Annotated in this window: 12 protein-coding genes; 9 read left to right on the forward strand and 3 right to left on the reverse strand. The window is 63.8% G+C overall.

Annotation, left to right across the window (positions count from 1 at the left end; translation table 11 throughout):
• Nucleotides 1-42: 42 nt before the first annotated feature.
• Nucleotides 43-306, reverse strand: coding sequence for a hypothetical protein (locus tag NKH83_RS13885; RefSeq protein ID WP_254818157.1), 264 nt, complete (start codon nt 304-306; stop codon nt 43-45).
• A 149-nt stretch (nt 307-455) separates the two neighbouring features.
• Nucleotides 456-2,594: a mechanosensitive ion channel family protein gene (locus NKH83_RS13890; protein ID WP_352805195.1), complete on the reverse strand. Its 2,139-nt coding sequence runs from the start codon at nt 2,592-2,594 to the stop codon at nt 456-458.
• Between the two features lie 242 nt (nt 2,595-2,836).
• Between NKH83_RS13890 and NKH83_RS13895 the strand changes: the two genes are divergently transcribed.
• The 4 genes from NKH83_RS13895 (at nt 2,837) to NKH83_RS13910 (ending at nt 8,057) form a co-directional block, all read left to right on the forward strand.
• Nucleotides 2,837-4,096 (forward strand): sarcosine oxidase subunit beta, encoded by a 1,260-nt coding sequence (locus tag NKH83_RS13895; protein WP_352477589.1) that lies wholly within the window; start codon nt 2,837-2,839, stop codon nt 4,094-4,096.
• 91 nt (nt 4,097-4,187) lie between these two features.
• Nucleotides 4,188-4,484: a sarcosine oxidase subunit delta gene (locus NKH83_RS13900; protein ID WP_023676536.1), complete on the forward strand. Its 297-nt coding sequence runs from the start codon at nt 4,188-4,190 to the stop codon at nt 4,482-4,484.
• Nucleotides 4,481-7,477 (forward strand): sarcosine oxidase subunit alpha, encoded by a 2,997-nt coding sequence (locus tag NKH83_RS13905; RefSeq protein WP_352805197.1) that lies wholly within the window; start codon nt 4,481-4,483, stop codon nt 7,475-7,477. Before NKH83_RS13900 ends, NKH83_RS13905 begins: the two co-directional genes overlap by 4 nt.
• Entirely contained in the window at nt 7,470-8,057 is a 588-nt protein-coding gene (locus tag NKH83_RS13910) for a sarcosine oxidase subunit gamma (RefSeq protein WP_254818153.1), read from the forward strand. Before NKH83_RS13905 ends, NKH83_RS13910 begins: the two co-directional genes overlap by 8 nt.
• 21 nt (nt 8,058-8,078) lie before the next feature.
• Here NKH83_RS13910 and NKH83_RS13915 read toward each other — a convergent pair whose 3' ends face one another.
• Entirely contained in the window at nt 8,079-8,777 is a 699-nt protein-coding gene (locus NKH83_RS13915; protein ID WP_352799671.1) for a nitroreductase, read from the reverse strand.
• Between the two features lie 276 nt (nt 8,778-9,053).
• Between NKH83_RS13915 and NKH83_RS13920 the strand changes: the two genes are divergently transcribed.
• The 5 genes from NKH83_RS13920 to NKH83_RS13940 all read left to right on the forward strand — a co-directional run bounded on the left by NKH83_RS13920 (nt 9,054) and on the right by NKH83_RS13940 (nt 16,720).
• Nucleotides 9,054-9,641 (forward strand): helix-turn-helix domain-containing protein, encoded by a 588-nt coding sequence (locus NKH83_RS13920; protein WP_352805201.1) that lies wholly within the window; start codon nt 9,054-9,056, stop codon nt 9,639-9,641.
• A gap of 77 nt (nt 9,642-9,718) precedes the next feature.
• Entirely contained in the window at nt 9,719-12,172 is a 2,454-nt protein-coding gene (locus NKH83_RS13925) for a GcvT family protein (RefSeq protein ID WP_352805204.1), read from the forward strand.
• Nucleotides 12,169-13,068, forward strand: coding sequence for a homocysteine S-methyltransferase family protein (locus tag NKH83_RS13930; RefSeq protein WP_352646952.1), 900 nt, complete (start codon nt 12,169-12,171; stop codon nt 13,066-13,068). The genes NKH83_RS13925 and NKH83_RS13930 overlap by 4 nt, the downstream gene beginning before the upstream one ends.
• On the forward strand, nt 13,068-14,249 hold the full coding sequence (locus NKH83_RS13935; RefSeq protein ID WP_352646954.1) for a pyridoxal phosphate-dependent aminotransferase: 1,182 nt from the start codon (nt 13,068-13,070) through the stop codon (nt 14,247-14,249). The genes NKH83_RS13930 and NKH83_RS13935 overlap by 1 nt, the downstream gene beginning before the upstream one ends.
• Nucleotides 14,246-16,720 carry a GcvT family protein gene (locus NKH83_RS13940; RefSeq protein ID WP_352805206.1) on the forward strand — a complete coding sequence of 825 codons (2,475 nt, stop codon included), beginning with the start codon at nt 14,246-14,248 and terminating at the stop codon, nt 16,718-16,720. The genes NKH83_RS13935 and NKH83_RS13940 overlap by 4 nt, the downstream gene beginning before the upstream one ends.
• Nucleotides 16,721-16,722: the final 2 nt, after the last annotated feature.

The following is a 16,722-nucleotide window of genomic DNA, read 5'->3' on the forward strand; positions in this document are numbered from 1 at the left end:
GGCCGGGCGTTTGCCCGGCCTTCAAAAATCATGGCGTCGACTTTACTTGATGCGCGCGACGCCGCCCGAGATCTCGACGGTTTCCGAACCCGTCAGCGCCTCGAGGTCGCCATTCGGCAAGGTAACAAAACAGCCGCTCGGGCAAAATTCCACGGTTTCGCCGGCGGCCAGCGCCAGCTCGGTCTTGCCGCCGCCTTCCGTCACGATCAGCGTGCGGGTCTCGGCGTCCTTGTTGACCGCGCTGGCGGCATGGGCCGAACCGCCCACGGCCAGAAAAGCGATGGCGGCGACGAGAGACTTCCACATTTTGCAGTATCGGTGTTGCCACCGCCTCTGTTGCATTTCGCAAGGCATTCTCGCCGTTTGCAGGTGAGCTTATATGCAATGCAAGCTGAACAGCAACTGAATGCCGCATTCATGCCGCAATTGGTTTCCGAAGACTTGAAGGCACGCTGCTAGTCAGGATCGGGCTTGCGGACCTTGCGTGCCGACTTGGCGAGACGTTTCGCCTCGACCGCCGCTAGAGCTTTTGCTTGTTCCCGCTCGGCGAATTCGACTTCGATCTTGTCGTCGTCGATCGGCCACGCCTCGTGCTTTTTGGTCTCGACGACGGCGCGCGGTGTCGACGGAATTTCGATATGCTGGTCGGCGAACACATCGAAGATGGCAAAGCGGATGTCGTTCTGGACGATATTGCCACTAAGAACGTCTGCCAGGAACACGCGTATCTCGAATTCGAGCGCGGCCGGGCCGAAATTGGAAAACAACACAAAGGGTTCCGGGTTCTTCAGCACCAGCGGATGGCTGCGTGCGATCTCCAGCAGGACGCCATGCACTTGCTTGACGTCGCTGCCATAGGCAACGCCGACCTTGATGTCGATCCGGCCGAGCTTGTTGCGGTGCGTCCAGTTGCCGACCGCATTGTTGATCAGGTTTGAATTGGGCAGGATCACCGATTGCCGTTGGAACGTTTCGATCTCGGTGGCGCGCACGCTGATCTTCTTGACCGTGCCGCTGATGTCACCGGCGACGATCCAGTCGCCGACCTTGAACGGCCGCTCGGCCAAAAGGATCAGGCCCGACACGAAATTCGAGACGACATTCTGCAGGCCGAAACCGATGCCGAGGGACAGGGCGCCGGCGACCAGCGCAAGATTGGAGAGGTCGATACCGGCCGCCGAGATGCCGACCAGTGCCGCGACCGCGACGCCGGCATAACCGACCGCCAGCCGGATCGAATTGCGCACGCCGGTGTCGACCCGGCCGCGCGCCATCACCGAGCCGTCGAGCCAGCCCTGGAACCAGCGCGTGAGGAAATAGCCGATAATGAAGACGACGACGCCGGTGAGAATGCCGGTGACCGAGATCGTCACCGAACCGATGGTGAGGCCGGTCGCCAGCTTGTAGGCCCAGGCCTGAATGTCGCCGGGCTGGAAGCCCCACATCAACAGGATCAGCGGCAGGAACACCAGCACAATCATGATGTTGATGGCGGCGCTGACGACAAGCCCGAGCTGGTCGAGGGCGGTCTCTTCGTAGCTTGAATTGGCCGCTAGCCAGCGCCCGATCGAAGTTTTGGCGAACCCGCCTTCCTCGCCGATCGCCCGCGCCGACAGGAAACCGATATAGGCGGTGACCAGGATCGTGCCGGTGACCACGACCTGCAGCGAGACGAAAATTGCAAGGCCGATATAGCCAAGCAGTGCCGACGCGATGGTGAATAGGCCTAGCGCGATGGCGGTGTAACGCAGCCACGCCGGCCAGGGGCGCCAGCTTCCGTCGGGAGCCTTGAACGGCTTCAGTAGGCCCATAAGGATCAGGATGATGCCGACGATGATGGTGGCGATGAAGCTTCTGGCGATGGTCAGCGACAGTGGCGAGCCCATCTTGTCGTTCACGACCGATAGGAAATAGTTGATGCCGATGGCGACGGCCATGGCGGTCGTCAGCCGCACCAGCCAGCGCGCCGGGCCGGTTTCGACCGGGATCAGACGCCAGTTCGGCAATCGGGGCTCGAGCGCTGCGTTGGTCAGGCGGTTGACGCAGAACACCACCGCGACAACGGCAACCAGCGAATTCAGGAAGATGCCGATGTCACCGCGTAAAACATTGTAATAATTGAAGAAGAAGATCGTCGAGACAAGGAAGGCGCCGACCGCCAGCGTCGGCAGCAATGTCGACCAGAACGCCACCGACAGCCGGCTGAGATAGGAGGGGTCCTCGACGGAGGGATCCGCTTCGAAGACGCGGCCGAACAGGCGTCGGCCGCCGATAAAAAGCACTGCAGCGAATGCGAGCGCCATCAAAGTCGCGGCAAGAATGGCCTGGAACTTGAACTTGAAGGCGAAGCTCAGCCAGGACGAGACCGCCTTATAGAAGCCGGAAATTTCCACCAGGGTGGCATCGTCTTGGCCGTCCTGCTGTATTTTCTTCTCGAGACCGTCGGTCTTGGCCGTCAGACTCTGGATGACCTTCTGCTGGTCTGCGATCAACCCGGCGGCGCCCTGCCCGAGTGCCTGCGCCATTGCAACGAACGACGGCGCCGAGACGACAAGCGCAAGAATCAAGACCAGGCGGAGTAAACGAAAGAACATGTTTTTTTCTGGCGACTCGCGGGCGGCATCGGCAGTTTTGGAGCACGTCCTTGATAAAGAGGCTCATATCACGGGGCAAGTCATCCCAGGCGTCTCGTTTTTCGAAGCCGGCCAATCGAACTCGGCCAATCGGAGTCGGTCAATCGAAGTCGGGGAGTCGAAAAGCGATGGCGCAATCTTGGCTTTGCGTTGGCCACCTGCTCTATAGTCTGCCGCCAAGCCTGAAATGGATGACAATAAGAATGGCGGAATATTCGGCCTTTTCGCTTCTCAAAAACGCGCTGACCGGAAACAAGGACTGGAGGCCGGCCTGGCGCAAGCCCGACCCGAAGGCGTCCTACGACGTGATCGTCATCGGCGGCGGCGGCCATGGCCTGTCGACCGCTTACTACCTAGCCAAGGAGCACGGCATCGCCAATGTCGCGGTGCTGGAGAAGGGCTGGCTCGGCTCCGGCAATGTCGGCCGCAACACCACAGCGGTCCGTTCCAATTATCTCCTGCCGGCCAACACGCGCTTTTACGAGCATTCGATGAAGCTGTGGGAGAACCTGGCCCACGACCTCAACTACAACGTCATGTTCTCGCAGCGCGGCTGCCTGAACCTCGCCCACACACCTGCCCAGCTCGACGACTATGCCCGGCGCGGCAACGCCATGCGCCATCTCGGCGTCGACGCCGAACTGATGACTACGGCGGAGATCGCCCGCCTGGTACCGGCACTGGACGTCTCGGCCACCGCGCGCTTCCCGATTGTCGGCGGCCTGATGCAGCGGCGCGCCGGCACCGCCCGCCACGACGCCGTCGCCTGGGGCTATGCGCGCGCTGCAGATCGCCGCGGCGTCGACATCATCGAAAACTGCGAGGTCACCGGCTTCCTGCGCGACGGCGACCGTATCACCGGCGTCACGACGACGCGCGGCGAAATCCGCGCCAAGAAGGTAGCCGTCGCAGTGGCCGGCAGCACCGGGCAAGTCATGCGGCTCGCCGGCATCGAGACGATGCCGATCGAGAGCCACGTGCTGCAGGCCTTCGTCACGGAATCGCTAAAGCCGTTCATCGATACGGTCCTGACCTTCGGCATGGGCCATTTTTATATGTCGCAATCGGACAAGGGCGGCCTTGTCTATGGCGGCGATCTTGACGGCTACAACAGCTACGCCCAACGCGGCAGCCTGCCGATCGTCGATGAGGTGATGAGCGAGATGCTGGCGCTCTTCCCTGGGCTGGCCCGTGTCCGCATGCTGCGCTCATGGGGCGGCGTCTGCGACATGTCTATGGACGGTTCGCCAATCATCACCACCGGTCCGCTGCCGGGCATGTATCTCAACTGCGGCTGGTGCTATGGCGGCTTCAAGGCGACGCCGGCTTCCGGCTGGTGCTTTGCCTGGACCATTGCCAAGGACGAGCCACACGATCTCAACGCGGCCTTCACGCTCGACCGCTTCTACCGTGGCCTGGTGATCGACGACAAGGGCCAGGGCGCTACGCCCCGGCTGCATTAGGTCATGATCCCGAACCGCAGGTCCGCGTCAGCGAAAAGTGGAAACCGGTTTTCGGACAAGATCGTGGTCAAACGAGAAGTTTAAGAGATCCATGCTCATCACCTGCCCCTATTGCGGCCCGCGCGACGTGATCGAATTCACCTATCAGGGCGACGGCAATCGCCAGCGCCCACAGCCCGCCTCGCAGAATCTCGACGCCTGGAACGCTTATGTCTACGACCGGCTGAACCCGGCCGGTGACCACAATGAGATCTGGCAGCATTCCGGCGGCTGCCGCGCCCATCTCAGGGTCGTGCGCAACACGCTGACGCACGAGATCTCCAGCACCGCGTTCGCGCGCGGCGATCACAATTCGGTTGCGCGGCACCGGGCCGAGGACAAGCCATGAGCCCGCGCCGTACCGAGGCTGGCGGCCTCATAGACCGGCTGCGGACCATTCGTTTCACCTTCGACGGCGCGCCCTATACCGGCCACGCCGGCGACACGCTGGCTTCGGCGCTGCTTGCCAACGGCGTCACCCTGTTCGGGCGTTCGTTCAAATATCACCGTCCCCGCGGCGTGCTGACCGCCGGCGTCGAGGAGCCTAACGCGCTGGTCACCGTGTTGCGGGGCGAGGTTCGCGAGCCGAACATTCCCGCCACCATGGTCGAGATCTATGACGGGCTGACCGCAATCAGCCAGAACCGTTTCCCCTCACTTGCCTGGGATGTCAGTGCCGTGAACCAGCTCGGCGGCAAGCTTTTGTCGGCCGGCTTCTACTACAAGACCTTCATGGGACCGGTGATCGGTCCGCTGAAGGGCACGCGCTTCTGGATGTTCTGTGAGCATTTCATCCGCCGTGCCGCCGGCCTGGGCAAGGCAGGCACGGCTCCCGATACGGCGCGCTACGAACGCATGAATGCGTTTTGCGATGTGTTGGTAGTCGGCTCCGGCCCGGCCGGACTGATGGCCGCCAGGGCTGCTTCCGATCAGGGTGCACGCGTCATCCTGGCCGAGCTCGAGCCGCATTTCGGCGGCTCGGCCAATTGGTCGGGCGAGACGATCGATGGCATGCCGGCCGCCGACTGGGCGGGGCGCGCCGCTGGCCAGCTCGAAGGCCGTGACAATGTCCGCCTGCTGCCGCGCACCACGGTCTGGGGCTATTATGACGGCAACACGCTTGCTGCGCTCGAACGCGTCACCGACCACAAGGAAACGCCCGGCAAGGGCGAACCCCGCCATCGCTACTGGACAATCCGCGCCAAGTCGGTGGTGCTGGCCACCGGCTCCCTGGAGCGTCCGCTGGTCTTTCCGGGCAATGATCGACCAGGCGTGATGCTGGCGCATGCGGCCGAGCGTTTTGCCAATGAATATGGCGTGCTGCCCGGCGACAGGATCGGGCTGTTCACCAACAATGACAGCGCCTATCGCGCGGCCCTGGCGCTGAAGAAGGCCGGCGCCGTGATCGTCGCCATCGTCGACGTACGCCCTGAGCTTTCGAGCGAGATGCACAAGCTGGCCGGCGAAACCGAGGCCGAGATCTTTTCTGGCCACGCGGTGATCGCCACCGAGGGCGGCAAGGCGCTGTCCGGCTTCAAGGTGCAGCGCTTCGATATGGCGAGTGGCGCGCTTTCCGGCGATGCGCGCAGCATCCACGCCGATTGCCTGCTGATGTCGGGCGGCTGGTCGCCGACCATCCATCTGGCCAGCCAGGCCGGCGCCAAGGCGGAATGGAACGAAACGTTGCAAGCGTTCCTGCCGCCGAAACCTACAACACGGCAATGGATCGGCGCCGGCGCCTTCACCGGCAGTTTCTCCACCGCCGAGGCGATCGCCGAAGGTCGCGCCGCCGGTTTTTCCGCGACGGGCGGAACCGGCGCGCCGGCGGCCTTGCCGGTTGTCGAAGCCGCACCCGGCGATCCCGATCCGGCGCCGGTGTTCGAGATCAGGGCCAGTGGAAAGAGCTTCGTCGATTTCCAGCATGATGTGACGGCCGACGACGTGCGGCTGGCGCATCGGGAAGGCTTCGTCTCGGTCGAGCATCTGAAGCGCTACACCACGCTCGGCATGGCGACCGACCAGGGCAAGAGTTCCAACATACCAGGCCTGGCCATAATGGCCGAGGCCCTGGGCAAGCCGATCCCGCAGGTCGGCACGACGCGCTTTCGCCCGCCCTTTTCGGCGGTATCGATCGGCTCGCTTGCCGCCGAACGCTTCGGCGATCTGAAACCCGAGCGACTGACGCCGATGCATGACTGGCACGTCGCCAACGGCGCCACCATGTATTCGGCCGGCCTCTGGTACCGGCCGATGATCTACGGCCATCCCGGCGAGACGATCGAGCAGGCCTATGTGCGCGAAGCGAGAGCCACGCGCGAGAGCGCCGGCATCGTCGACGTCTCGACACTGGGCAAGATCGCCGTGCAAGGCCCGGACGCGGCGGAATTCCTTGACCGCGTCTACACCAACATGTTTTCGACGCTGGCCGTCGGCAAGGCGCGCTACGGGCTGATGCTGCGCGAGGACGGTCTCGCCTTCGACGACGGCACAACATGGCGGCTCGGCGAGCAGGATTTCCTGATGACCACCACCACCGCCAATGCCGGCAAGGTGATGCAGCATCTGGAGTATTTCCTCGACGTGATCTGGCCGGAGCTGAAGGTCCACGTCACCTCGGTGACCGATCAATGGGCCGGTGCCGCCATCGGCGGGCCGAAGGCAAGGCAGATATTGGCTGCTTGCGTCAGCGGCACCGCCGTCGACAATGCCGCACTGCCCTTCATGGGCATCGTCCACGGCGAAATCGCCGGCGTGCCGGTGATGATCTGCCGGCTGTCCTTCTCCGGCGAAATGGCCTTCGAGGTCTATTCCGGCGGCGGTTACGGCACCCATGTTTGGGAGGCGCTCATCGAAGCCGGCAAGCCGTTCGGGCTGGTGACCTACGGGCTGGAGGCGCTGGGCACCATGCGTATCGAGAAAGGCCACGTCACCGGTGCCGAGATCGACGGCCGTACCACGGCACGCGACCTGCATCTCGACTGGATGCTGTCGAAGAAGAAGCCGTTCATCGGCTCGGCGATGATGGATCGCGAGGGGCTGATCGCACCGGACCGCCTGGAACTCGTCGGTATTGTTTCGCTCGACAACCAGCCGCTCAATGGGGGCGCACACATCGTCGAGCAGCTTGACGAAGCCAATCCCCACGGCTCGCTTGGCCACATCACCGCCTGCTGCTATTCGCCGGCGCTCGGCAAATATATCGCGCTGGCCCTGGTCAAGGGCGGCAAGGCGCGGCGCGGCTCGCGTGCCTACGTTTCCGACCCGTTGCGCAACCGGTTCGGGCCGGTCGAGATCGTCTCCAACCATTTCTTCGATCCGGACGGGAGCCGCATGCATGGTTGAACGCCAATCACCGCTTGAGCCGGTGCTGCATCCGGGCTCGCATGGCGATTTCGAGCACGGCGTCGAAATCATCCTCTCCGAAACCAGGCCGGGGTCGATTCTGCAGCTCGCCGCCTGGCCCGGCGAGGAGAAGACATTGATGGCCGGCATCCATACGATCACCGGCCTGACTTTGCCCGACGGCGCCGGCGGCGGTGTGACGAACGGCGCCAGGTCGGTGTTCGGCTTTGCGCCGGGCAAATTTACGGTTGTCGATGAAGCCGAGGGATTGGCGACGGCCTTTGCCGATGTCGTCACTCCGGCCATCGGTACGGTCACCGACCTTTCGCACGGCCGCACCGCGATCCGTATCGCCGGGCCGAAGGCCGAGTGGGTGCTGGCGAAATTCTTCGCCATCGACTTCGCGCTGCCGGCCTTCCCGATCGGCGCCGGCCGCTCGACCATGCATCACGACGTCTTCGCGCAGATCCAGCGCACCGCGGCCGATCAGTTCGACATCTACGTGTTCCGCTCGTTCGCACGCTCGTTCTGGAAGGCACTCTGCCACGCCAGCGAGGAAGTCGGCTACGACGTGCAATAACTCAGGCGGCGCGTCGCCACGTTAGCTGGCGAACGTCACCCACTCTTCCAGCGGCGCGCGGTCGGTGCGGAATGCGTTTTCGGGCTTGGACGTGTCCTCATGGCCGAGCGCCATGCCGCAGACGACGATCTCCTCGTCGGGAATGTTGAGCACCGGCCTGATCTGCCGGTGATAGGGCGCGAAGGCAGCTTGCGGACAGGTGTGCAGGCCCCTGCCCCGCGCCGCGACCATGATGTTTTGGAGGAACATGCCGTAGTCGATCCACGACCCCTTGTTCAGCCGCCGGTCGACGGTGAAGATCATGCCGACCGGCGCATCGAAGAAGATGAAGTTGCGGTCGTGCTGCGCGCGCATCCTGTCGACCTCGCGCCGGCCGATGCCGAGCACGCCGTAGAGACCGAAGCCGTTGGCCCGCCGCCGCGTCAGATAGGGTTCGAAGAACTGGTCGGGATAATAGCGATATTCGTCCCACTCCGCCTTTTCGGCGCGGATGCCCGAGCTGAGGATGGCATCGGTGATGCGCTGCTTGACCTCGCCCTTGGTCACATAGACCTTCCAGGGCTGCATGTTGGTGCCTGAGGGCGCGCGCGCGGCAACGGCGAGAATATCGCGGATGGTCTCGTCGTCGATCATATCGGGCAAGAAGGCGCGTACCGATCGGCGCGAGGTGATCGCGTCATCGACGATCGCCGCCGCAATCCGGGAGTTGTTTTCCAGCATGGCCGTCCCTTTGCGTATGATCCCGAACCCGATTCTCCGGAAGGATCATGCGCCGACTAGAAGTGATGGAGCATCCTTGCGCGTCTTTTTGAACGCCCGATAAGCCTATCCGCCTCGACCGGACGCCCCACTCGCCGCTCGTGCGCCGAGCCTTTGCCCGAACCGTCAAAATGGCGCAAGTAAATCTTGTGGGCGCATGAAAATCCTCTTGATTTTTTCACAAACGTGCCTTCACATGAAATTTGCTGGGAATTTTTCACCGAAACAGGGACAGCTTTGCCCTCAACCGCGGCCAGATCGGAACAAGACAGCAGCGAACGGCTGCTGGCCGGCGACATCCGCGCGTTGCGCAAGGCGCGCGGACTGACGCTTGCCGAGACCGGCCTCAAGCTCGGCCGCTCCGTCGGCTGGGTCAGCCAGGTCGAGCGCGGCCTGTCGATCCCGTCGCTCGGCGACCTCAGAGCCTTCGCGGAATTGTTCGGCGTGCCGGTCAGCCTGTTCTTCAGCCATGACGTGCCTGTCGAGACCGAGCGCGGCGTGGTCGTGCGCGCCGGCAGCCGACGCGTGCTTGGCACAAGCGATTCTGGCCTGGTGGAGGAGCTGCTGTCGCCCGATCTCGGCGGTAGCTTCGAGATGCTGCGTTCGGCCTTCGCCCCGGGTGCCGAGCTGAAGACCGAGGCGCGCCGGCCGACCGAGGAAGCCGGCTACGTCGCTTCCGGCAGCTTCGACATCGAAATTGCTGGCGTCTGGCACCGGCTTGGCGAAGGCGACTCCTTCCGCTTTGACGGCAAGCCATTCCGCTGGCGCAATCCTGGAGCCGAGCCGGCTGTCGTCATCTGGGTGGTTTCGCCGCCTGTCTATTGAACGAATGCATGTCGCCCAAAAGTGCGTGGCGGTTTTGGGACAACGACATGCATCAAAACAAATAGTCGGAGAAGAACATGGCCGGTTTGCCGACCACGGCACGCGTTGTGATCATCGGAGGCGGTGTCGTCGGCGCCTCCTCGCTCTATCATCTCGCCAAAGCGGGCTGGATCGACTGCGTGCTTCTGGAGAAGAACGAGCTGACTTCCGGCTCGACCTGGCATGCCGCCGGCAACGTGCCGACTTTCTCCTCGTCATGGTCGCTGATGAACATGCAGCGATATTCGACGGAACTCTATCGCCGGCTGGGCGACGAGGTCGGCTATCCCATGAACTACCACGTCACCGGCTCGCTCAGGCTAGCCCATAGCGCGGAGCGCATGCAGGAATTCCAGCGCGCCAAGGGCATGGGCCGCTACCAGGGCATGGACATCGATGTCGTCGGGCTCGACGAGATCAAGCGTCGTTACCCCTTCATCGAGACGCATGATCTGAAAGGCGCGCTCTACGATCCGAATGACGGCGATATCGACCCGGCGCAATTGACCCAGGCGCTGGCTAAAGGTGCCCGCGACATGGGCGCGAAGATCATCCGTTTCTGCCCGGTCACCGGCGTGCGCCGAGAAAACGACGAGTGGGTGGTCGAGACGGCGCAAGGCGAGATCCGCTGCGAGATCGTCGTCAACGCCGCCGGATACCGCGCCGCCGAGATCGGCAGGATGTTCGGCCGCGAGGTGCCGATGATGGTGATGAGCCACCAATATATCCTGTTCGAGGAAATCCCCGAACTGGCGGCGTGGTCGAAGGAAAAGGGCAAGAAGCTGCCGCTGCTGCGCGACGTCGATACGTCCTATTATCTGCGCCAGGAAAAGAACGGCATGAATCTCGGCCCTTATGAGCGCAATTGCCGCGCCCACTGGGTCGGCCACAACGACCCGATGCCCGACGACTTTTCGTTCCAGCTGTTTCCCGACGATCTCGATCGGCTGGAATATTACCTGGCTGACGCTGTCGCCCGCGTGCCGATCCTCGGCACCGCCGGCCTATCCAAAGTCATCAACGGGCCGATCCCCTATGCGCCGGACGGCAACCCGCTGATCGGGCCGATGCCCGGCGTGCCCAACGCCTTCGAGGCCTGCGTCTTCACCTTCGGCATCGCCCAGGGCGGCGGCGCCGGCAAGGTGCTGGCCGAATGGGTGACCGAGGGCCAGACCGAATGGGATATGTGGTCCTGCGATCCGCGCCGTTTCACCGCCTTCGCCTCGGCTCCGGATTATTGCGTTGCCAAGGGCATGGAAATCTACGGCAACGAATACGCCATCCAGTTCCCGCGCCATGCCTGGCCGGCCGGACGCGACCGCAAGCTGTCGCCGCTCCACGGCCGCATCAAGGCACTCGGCGCCCAGTTCGATGCTTATAATGGCTGGGAACGCGCCACCTGGTATGCGCAGCCCTGCGACGACGTCTCCGAAGAATCCACGCTGACCTTCCGCCGTGACGGCCCCTGGCAGCATCGTGTGCGCCAAGAATGCCTTGCCGTCCGCGATGCCGCCGGCATCTTGGACCTGCCGGGTTTTTCCCGTTTCAATCTCGACGGTCCAGGTGCCGCCGAATGGCTCAGCCTCCAGGTCACGGGCCTGGTGCCGAAACCCGGCCGCATCGGCCTCGTCTATTTTGCCGACGACAACGGCCGCATCGTCACCGAAATGTCGGTGATCCGCCACGACGAGAACCTGATGACGCTGATCACCGCCGCGGTGGCTCAGTGGCATGATTTCGAATGGCTGAAATCGCGCATCCCAAAGGACGCCACATTCAAGCTGATCGACAGGACGGAGGAATACTCTACCCAGATCCTCGCCGGTCCCAACTCGCGAAAAATCCTGGCCGAACTCTGCGCGGCCGACCTCACCCTGCCCTGGCTGACGCATCAGGAGACCAGTATCGCCGGACGTTGGGCAAAGCTGGTGCGCGTGTCCTTCGCGGGCGAGCTCGGCTGGGAAATCCACAGCAAGATCGATGATACCGCAGCGATCTTCGACACCGTCTGGGCAGCTGGCCAGAAGCACGGCCTGAAACCGTTCGGCATGTACGCGCTGGATTCGCTGCGGCTCGAAAAAGGTTACCGCACCTGGAAGGGCGACCTGTCGACCGCCTATTCGATCCTGCAGGGCGGGCTGGAGCGCTTCGTCAGATGGGACAAGCCTGACTTCCGCGGCAAGGCAGCGCTGCAGAACGAGAAGCAGCAGGGCGTCAAGAAACGCTTCGTCACGCTTGTCGTCGAAAACCCCGGCGACTGCGATGCGCCTTATATGTCGACGCTGTGGCATGACGGCCGGATCGTCGGCGAGACGACGTCCGGCGGCTGGGGTCATCGTATCGACAAGTCGATCGCGCTCGGCATGCTGCGCGCCGACCTGACCGAGCCGGGAACGGCGGTCGAGGTCGAGATCTTCGGCGAACGTTTTCGGGCGGTCGTGCAGGAGGATGAGCCGTTATGGGATCCAAAGAACGAGAGGCTCAGAGCATGAAGAAAGTGATCCTCACCGATGGCGGCATGGGCCAAGAGCTGGTCCGCCGCAGCAGCTCCGAGCCGACGCCGCTGTGGTCGGCCAGGGTGCTCATCGACGAACCGGATCTGGTGCGCGACCTGCATGCCGAATTTATCCGCGCCGGCGCCCGCGTCATAACCATCAACACTTATTCCGCAACGCCGGAGCGGCTGGCGCGCGAAGGCGCGGAAGAGCTGTTCAAGCCGCTGCAGAAGCGCGGCATCGAACTGGCAAGGCAAGCGCGCGACCAAGCCGGCGACACGGCGATCGCCGGCTGCCTGTCGCCGCTGTTCGGCAGCTATGCGCCAGCGCTGACGATATCCTTCCAGGATACGCTCGACGTCTATCGCCGTATCGTTGCCGAGCAGGCGGACGGCGTCGATCTGTTTCTGTGCGAAACCATGGCGTCGGCCGAAGAGGCGCGCGCCGCCGTCACCGCGGCATCGGAAAGCGGCAAGCCCGTATGGGTGTCGTGGACGCTCGCCGACCACGGCGCGCCGCGCCTGCGCAGCGGCGAAGCCATTGCGGCGGCGGCAAGCGCTCTCGACGGCCTGCCCGTCGCGGCCCGGCTGATCAATTGCTGCCGGCCCGAGGCGATCGCTGCAGCGCTCCCCGAACTGATCGCCCTCGGCGGGCCGGTCGGCGCCTATGCCAACGGCTTCACTTCGGTCGAGGCACTCAAGCATGGCGGCACCGTGGAAGTGCTGCACGCCCGCCACGACCTCGATCCGGATGCCTATGCCGGCCAGGCGATCGGCTGGGTCGAGGCTGGCGCCGGCATCGTCGGCGGCTGCTGCGAAGTCGGACCGGCCCACATCGCCGCGCTGCGCGACCGGCTCGAACAGGCCGGCTACGAAATTTCGGGAGTAGCGTAATGCCCAGACCATCATCGCGCATTTCCGGCATCGTGCCTTTGGGCAAGGATGGCTGGGAGGTTCATTCCGCTGCCTGGGCGCGCAAGCAGGCCGGCGAGGACATCATCATGCTGTCGGTCGGCGACCATGATTTTGACACGCCGGGCGAGACGATCGAAGCCTGCGTGACGGCCGTCCGCGCCAGCAATCACCACTACACCCCGCTTGCCGGCGTTCCACGCCTGCGCAAGGCGATGGCGGCGGCGTCGACGCGGTGCACCGGGGTTGCGACCAGCCCCGACCAGGTCATCGCCACGCCGGGCGGGCAGGCCGCGCTTTACGCGGCCATTCAAGCGGTTCTCGACCAGGGCGACCATGCCATCGTCGTTGCGCCCTATTACGCCACCTATCCGAATACCTTCAGTGCGGCGGGCGCCGAGTTCAGCGTCGTCGAGACCCCCGCCGAAGACAGCTTTCAGCCGCGCGCCGCCGACATCCGCGCCGCCCTTCGGCCGAACACCCGGGCCATCCTGATCAACACGCCGAACAACCCCACGGGCGCCGTCTATTCGCGCGAGCGCCTGGAAGAGCTGGCGCAGATCTGCCGCGAGCATGACCTCTGGCTGCTGTCGGACGAGGTCTACTGGACGCTGGGCGGCGGCGAGCACGTCTCACCACGCTCGCTGCCTGGCATGGCGGAACGCACGCTGGTCATCAATTCGATGTCCAAGAGCCACGGCATGACCGGCTGGCGCATGGGCTGGCTGACCGGGCCCGAGGAGATGATCTCGCTGCTGACCGACCTCAATCTGGTGATGACCTACGGCCTGCCAGCCTTCATCAGCCTCGCCTGCGCCGAGGCGCTCGAAAACGGCTACGGCGTCGAGGAGATCGCCGAGCGCTATGCCGCGAGGCGCGCCGTCGTTCTCGATGCCATGCGCGGGATGAACAACGTCACCGTGCGCGGCTCCGAAGGCGGCATGTATGTGATGCTCGACATATCGGCGATCGAGCCAGACGACGAAAAATTCGCCTGGGCTTTCCTCGACCAGGAGAAGGTCGGCGTTATGCCCGGCTCGAGCTTCGGCGCGGCCGCAGCAGGCCACATCCGCTTCAGCCTCTGCCAGCCTGAGCCGGTGCTGATGGAGGCTGCCACACGCCTGCGCCGCTTCGCATCCAGCTATCGCCGCGAGGCCGCATGAGCGCCCCGCCCACCAAAGCCATTCCGACCAAGGCCATTCCTCCCAAAGCAAGGGCGGTCATCATCGGCGGCGGCGTCTCCGGTTGCTCGGTCGCCTATCATCTGGCCAAACTCGGCTGGACCGATATCGTGCTGCTCGAGCGCAAGCAGCTGACGTCAGGCACGACATGGCACGCTGCCGGCCTGATTGGCCAATTGCGCGGCTCGCAGAACATGACGCGGCTGGCGAAATATTCGGCCGACCTCTACGTCAAGCTCGAGGCCGAGACCGATGTCGGCACCGGCATGCGCCAGGTCGGCTCGATCACCGTGGCGCTGACCGAGGAGCGCAAGCACGAGATCTATCGGCAGGCGTCTCTCGCCCGCGCCTTCGATGTCGACGTGCACGAGATTTCGCCAGGTGAAGTCAAGCAGATGTACCCGCATCTAAATGTATCCGATGTGGTCGGCGCCGTGCATCTGCCGCTCGACGGCCAGTGCGACCCCGCCAACATCGCCATGGCCTTGGCCAAGGGCGCGCGCCAGCGCGGTGCGACGATCGTCGAGAATGTGAAGGTGACCAAGGTCCATACCAGGGCCGGCCGCGTCACCGGGGTGTCCTGGGCGCAGGGCGACGAGCAAGGCACGATCGATACCGACATCGTCGTCAACTGCGCCGGCATGTGGGCACGCGAGCTTGGCGCCCAGAATGGCGTCACTATTCCGTTGCACGCCTGCGAACATTTCTATCTCGTCACCGAACCGATCGCCGGGCTTTCCCGCCTGCCGGTGCTGCGCGTCCCGGACGAGTGCGCTTACTACAAGGAAGATGCCGGCAAGATGATGCTCGGCGCTTTCGAACCGGTAGCCAAGCCGTGGGGCATGAACGGCATAAGCGAGGATTTCTGCTTCGACCAGTTGCCCGCGGACATGGATCATTTCGAGCCGATCCTCGAAATGGGCGTCAACCGCATGCCGATGCTGGGCACCGCCGGCATCCACACCTTCTTCAACGGCCCCGAAAGCTTCACGCCCGACGATCGCTACTATCTCGGCGAGGCGCCGGAGCTTTCCGGCTACTGGATGGCGACCGGCTACAATTCGATCGGCATCGTCTCCTCCGGTGGCGCCGGCATGGCGCTGGCGCAATGGATCAATGACGGCGAGGCGCCTTTCGATCTCTGGGAGGTCGACATCCGCCGCGCTCAGCCGTTCCAGAAGAACCGCCGTTATCTCAAGGAGCGCGTTTCCGAAACGCTCGGCCTGCTCTACGCCCATCATTTCCCCTACCGGCAGATGGCGACTTCGCGGAACATAAGGCGCTCGCCGCTGCATGAGCATCTGAAGGCGCGCGGTGCGGTGTTCGGCGAGGTCGCCGGCTGGGAGCGCGCCAACTGGTTCGCCAGGCCCGGCCAGGAGCGCGAATACCGCTATTCCTGGAAACGGCAGAACTGGTTCGACAACCAGCGTGAGGAGCATCTGGCGGTCAGGAACGGCGTCGGCCTGTTCGACATGACCTCGTTCGGCAAGATCCGCGTCGAAGGCCGCGACGCCTGCGCCTTCCTGCAAAGGCTCTGCGCCAACGACATGGATGTGGCGCCGGGCAAGATCGTCTATACCCAGATGCTCAACCAGCGCGGTGGCATCGAGAGCGACCTCACCGTCTCACGGCTGTCTGAAACAGCCTTCTTCCTCGTCGTGCCCGGTGCGACGCTGCAGCGCGATTTAGCCTGGCTGCGAAAACACCTTGCCGACGAGTTCGTCGTCATCACCGATGTGACCGCTGCCGAAGCCGTGCTCTGCCTGATGGGCCCGGATGCGAGAAAGCTGATTCAAAGGGTGAGCCCCAACGATTTTTCAAACGAAAACAACCCGTTCGGGACGTTTCAGGAGATCGAAATTGGCATGGGGCTGGCCCGCGCCCACCGCGTCACCTATGTCGGCGAGCTCGGCTGGGAGCTTTATGTCTCGACCGATCAGGCCACCCACGTCTTCGAGGCGATAGAAGAAGCCGGCGCCGACGTCGGCCTGAAGCTATGCGGCCTGCACACACTGGATTCCTGCCGCATCGAAAAGGCCTTCAGGCATTTCGGCCACGACATCACCGACGAAGACAATGTGCTGGAGGCCGGCCTCGGCTTTGCCGTGAAGACGGCCAAGGGAGACTTCCTCGGCCGCGATGCGGTGCTGAAGAAGAAAGAAACCGGCCTGTCGCGCCGGCTGGTGCAGTTTCGCCTGAACGACACCGAGCCGCTGCTCTTCCACAACGAGGCGATCCTGCGCGACGGGAAGATCGTCGGTCCGATCACCTCGGGCAATTACGGCCATCATCTCGGCGGCGCTATCGGGCTTGGTTACGTGCCTTGCAAGGGCGAGAGCGAGGCGGATGTCCTGTCGTCGTCCTACGAGATCGAGATCGCCGGCGAGCGCTTTGCGGCGGAGGCGTCGCTTAGGCCGATGTACGATCCGAAGGCGGAACGGGTGCGGATGTAGCG

The organism is Mesorhizobium sp. M0909, assembly GCF_040319515.1.
In the GTDB taxonomy this organism is placed as follows: Bacteria; Pseudomonadota; Alphaproteobacteria; order Rhizobiales; family Rhizobiaceae; genus Mesorhizobium.

Bases quoted from the DNA above. Each gene is read 5' to 3' on its own strand.
- NKH83_RS13885 (WP_254818157.1), bottom strand. From the start codon at position 306: ATGTGGAAGTCTCTCGTCGCCGCCATCGCTTTTCTGGCCGTGGGCGGT.
- NKH83_RS13890 (WP_352805195.1), bottom strand. From the start codon at position 2,594: ATGTTCTTTCGTTTACTCCGCCTGGTCTTGATTCTTGCGCTTGTCGTC.
- NKH83_RS13895 (WP_352477589.1), top strand. From the start codon at position 2,837: ATGGCGGAATATTCGGCCTTTTCGCTTCTCAAAAACGCGCTGACCGGA.
- NKH83_RS13900 (WP_023676536.1), top strand. From the start codon at position 4,188: ATGCTCATCACCTGCCCCTATTGCGGCCCGCGCGACGTGATCGAATTC.
- NKH83_RS13905 (WP_352805197.1), top strand. From the start codon at position 4,481: ATGAGCCCGCGCCGTACCGAGGCTGGCGGCCTCATAGACCGGCTGCGG.
- NKH83_RS13910 (WP_254818153.1), top strand. From the start codon at position 7,470: ATGGTTGAACGCCAATCACCGCTTGAGCCGGTGCTGCATCCGGGCTCG.
- NKH83_RS13915 (WP_352799671.1), bottom strand. From the start codon at position 8,777: ATGCTGGAAAACAACTCCCGGATTGCGGCGGCGATCGTCGATGACGCG.
- NKH83_RS13925 (WP_352805204.1), top strand. From the start codon at position 9,719: ATGGCCGGTTTGCCGACCACGGCACGCGTTGTGATCATCGGAGGCGGT.
- NKH83_RS13930 (WP_352646952.1), top strand. From the start codon at position 12,169: ATGAAGAAAGTGATCCTCACCGATGGCGGCATGGGCCAAGAGCTGGTC.
- NKH83_RS13935 (WP_352646954.1), top strand. From the start codon at position 13,068: ATGCCCAGACCATCATCGCGCATTTCCGGCATCGTGCCTTTGGGCAAG.
- NKH83_RS13940 (WP_352805206.1), top strand. From the start codon at position 14,246: ATGAGCGCCCCGCCCACCAAAGCCATTCCGACCAAGGCCATTCCTCCC.